The sequence below is a fragment of the Frankia sp. CcCS3 genome (assembly GCF_977927575.1).
In genome coordinates this window covers 1-3,391 of the sequence record NZ_CDWRCL010000317.1, presented here as the reverse complement: position 1 = coordinate 3,391, position 3,391 = coordinate 1, and the positions used below count along the sequence as shown (strand labels likewise).

General features: G+C 68.4%; 3 protein-coding genes. 1 reads left to right on the top strand and 2 read right to left on the bottom strand.

Annotated features, from left to right (window positions below; genetic code table 11):
- The first annotated feature begins 115 nt into the window (after positions 1–115).
- On the top strand, positions 116–1,777 hold the full coding sequence (locus tag AC08OQ_RS18535; RefSeq protein WP_476605878.1) for a toll/interleukin-1 receptor domain-containing protein: 1,662 nt from the start codon (positions 116–118) through the stop codon (positions 1,775–1,777).
- Here AC08OQ_RS18535 and AC08OQ_RS18530 read toward each other — a convergent pair.
- Positions 1,717–3,045 (bottom strand): WD40 repeat domain-containing protein, encoded by a 1,329-nt coding sequence (locus AC08OQ_RS18530; RefSeq protein WP_476602353.1) that lies wholly within the window; start codon positions 3,043–3,045, stop codon positions 1,717–1,719. The genes AC08OQ_RS18535 and AC08OQ_RS18530 overlap by 61 nt on opposite strands.
- A gap of 95 nt (positions 3,046–3,140) precedes the next feature.
- Positions 3,141–3,391 (bottom strand): group II intron maturase-specific domain-containing protein (locus AC08OQ_RS18525; protein WP_476612262.1); only part of this gene is annotated, 251 nt, incomplete at its 5' end.

Here is a 3,391-nt window from a genome sequence, read left to right as displayed (position 1 = left end):
ACACATCCAGTTTTTAGGAACCGACGACATGGCCGCCTCGAAACGCGGGGCGACTTACGGAGTCGAAATGAAATAACTTGCGCGTTTCGAACCCTCTACAGGCCTGTGACCTGCGATGATGCTCTCGATCACGTATTTGTTACTTCATTACGTCCCCTACGCGACCTTCATCGCGTCCTACACTCCCGGTATTCGCTGGACGTCCCGGGGGGAACACTTGAGCGACTACGACTACTTCGTTTCGCACGCACCGGAAGATCAAACCTGGGCTGAATGGATTGCTTGGGAGCTGGAGGAACATGGCCAACGGGTGCTATTGCAGGCGTGGGCGGAGATCCCCGGCGTCAACTGGACGAACCTGGTGAACGAGGGCATGCGGAACTCGGCCCGGACCGTCGCAGTCGTGTCGCCGGCCTACGTCGATTCGGACGAGCTGTCCGCGCAGTGGCAGGTGGCGTGGCGAGAAGATCCAGCGGGCAGGTCCGGGAAGCTGCTCGTCGTGAAGGTAGCGCCCTGCGATCCGGGTGGCTTCCTTGCGACCGTCAGCCCAGTGGATCTGGTCGACCTGGCGGAAGCAGAAGCCCGCCGGGCCTTGGTGACGATGGTCGAGCAGGTGGCGTCCAAGAGTTCGCGGCCGGACCGCCGTCCGGCCTACCCTCGCGCTGTGCCGGTCCGGCCGGTCTTCCCAGGGTCGGTCCGATTCCGGCGGGACGGCGCGGGTGAGGCGCCGCCGGCTTCGCTGGCCCGCCGACGGGTGTGCTTGATCGTCGCTGTCGAGGGCTGGGCGGAGTCGGCGCTGCTCGAAGGGTTCGTCGGCGACGAGCGGGTGGCTGCAGGTGCAGATCCTGACGCGGATGCGGCCGTTCGACTCGCTGTCGGCCCTCAGGTGCTGTGGCTGGCGCATCAGGTGGTACTCAGAGCAGGTGTCGAGCATGATTCGTGCGACGTAGTCGCCGCCCGGGACGGCCTGCTGCTTCTACTGCCGCCGGGGTTGGACGACGCGACGACCATCTCGTCGCTGATCGTCGGGTTCGGTGACGGGGTCCGGGCGTTGAACGGCCGCCCGGACGGGCTCCCGACGATCCAGCTGCGGGTGTCGCTGGCGGCCGGACCGGTCTACCTCGGGGCAACTGCCTTCGAGGGGGCCGGAATCGACCGGGCACGGCGTCTCGCCGCCTGCCCCGCGCTGGGCACAGCCCTGTCGGCGTCTGCGGCGTCCGAGGTGGCGGTGCTGCTGGATGCAGACCTGTATCGGGACCTCAAGGAGGCTGGTACGTCCGTCGCGTCCGCCGCGTTCTCACGGGTCCGCCTCGGCGCCGTCCCTGGTACACGTCGCGTCGAACACGCATGGCTGCTGGTCTACTCGGCGAACTCCGTCCTGGGCCGGCTCGACGACGCTCGGCTACGTCGGGCGGTGTCCGCGGCGTCGCTCGGCGGTGGGGTCCCGGGCGCGATCACAGGGCTCGCCGCAGCGGAGGCATGGCGTCATCTCGGTTCCACAGCCCAGCCGGGCGTGGATCAGGACGCCGACCCGAGCGGGGGTACGGGCGGCGCCGGACCGCTGGACACCGCCGCCACCGAGGAACATCCGACCGTCGAGCAGCCTCTCGCGCCGCCCGGAGACGACTGGGCTACCGGCGGCCACGAAGGGCTCGACGAGTTCACGGACCCGGTGTCCAGCGGCGACGACACCGGACTGATCCACGCCGATTCGTCCTACGGTATCGACGAGGGCCTCAGCGGCAGTGCATCGCTCGACCTCGGCTCCGGGTGGTAGGTATTCGCCGTCACCCGCCATATCTCTACCTGGCGCCCGGTCGCGACGGCGAGCCTCGCGCCGTCCGGACTGAACGCCAAGTGGTCCACCCGTTCCGAGGTCGTGACCGGCTCACCCAGCGGTGTGCCGTCCGCAGCGTCCCACAGACGGACGTAGGTCGCCCCGCCGGTCGCGACAGTGCCTCCCGTCGGACAGAACTGGACAGTGACCAGCTCGGCAACGTCGACCCGGCAGTGGTCCAGGACGAAGCGGGGAGCCGCCTCCGGAAGATCCCAGACCCACACCTTGCCGGTCCGGGCGCAGGCGGCGGCGATCGTGCGGCCCTCGGGGCTGACCGCCACGTCGCGGAACTCGATGCCGGGGGTCGCGGCCAGTTCGGCCACGAGTAACCGGCGGTCGACGTCCCACACGAGGGCGGTGTGGCCGACGACGACGAGGTTCCCGCCGCCCGGCCCGAGGGCGGCGTCCGCGCCGACGACGGCACCGGACCCGCCGATCAGTCTGGTGTCGAACAACAGTTCGCCGGTGACCGTGTCCCAGACCCGGACCGACGTGTCCCCGTACGGCCCGCCGACTGTCGCGACGCGCTGTCCACCAGGGCTGAATGCGGCGTGGGCGATCGCGTTGGTCCGCGTCGACGCGACGGCGAGTTCCGTGAGCTGGTCGCGGCTGCGGCAGTCCCAGACCCGTGCCACCCCGTCGCGGCCGGCGCTGAGCAGCCGCCCCCCCACTTGGTCGTACCCGACGTCGGCGACCCAGGCGCCGTGCCAGATCGGTTGGGACAGCGCACCGGTCAGCGAGTTCCAGGTCCGGACAACTCGGTCGCGGCAGGCTCCGGCCAGCTCCACGCCGTCAGGGGCGAAGGCAACGGCGTTGACTGTTCGCGCCACCGGAAGGAACGACAGCAGGGGCGTCAGCGCCGGCGGCCGGGGTGGGTGCCGACGACCGGCAGTTCGCCGACGGGCTTTCTCTCTCACCGCTCGACGCGCCAAGCGGACCGCGCCGCGTACGACGGCTAGTTCCGGCGAGTCGTCGATCAGGACGGGTTTGCCGAAGCATTCGGCCAGCATCGTCGTGACCAGCGGGATGCGGCTGCTTCCGCCGACCGGCACGATGACGTCGACGTCCTGCCAGCGGGTGTTGCTTCTGTTTACCGTGCGGTCACATATGGCGATCGTTTCGGCCAGCACGGGGCGCAGGTCGTCCTCCCACTCCGCGCGCCGCAGCGTGAACGGCAGCATCGGTGTCCGCTGCAGCGAGGGCAGCATTTCGGCGTACCTGTCTACCGAGTCGGGTAGCCGGCGGGAATCGCACCCGCCGGCTCCCACGGATCCGTACGTGAACCTCTCGGTTCATACGGCTCTTACCGCCTGGCGAACGAGCCTCCGCAGTCGGTGACCCATGCCCAGTGGGCGAAAAGTCCGGGTTCGTTGGTGACGACCCTTTCCCACCAGGCTTCGAGCCGTTGTTTACGACGCAGCCGTCTGTATTTCTTGCGGTCCCAACGCATCAGGTAGGCGTTGATGCGCCGCAGGAGGTCGTACATCTGGGATCTGTTGAAATGACCCCAATAGTTCATCCAGCCCCGCACATAGGGGTTGATCCATAATGGCT

Bases quoted from the DNA above. Each gene is read 5' to 3' on its own strand.
- AC08OQ_RS18535 (WP_476605878.1), top strand. From the start codon at position 116: ATGATGCTCTCGATCACGTATTTGTTACTTCATTACGTCCCCTACGCG.
- AC08OQ_RS18530 (WP_476602353.1), bottom strand. From the start codon at position 3,045: ATGCTGCCCTCGCTGCAGCGGACACCGATGCTGCCGTTCACGCTGCGG.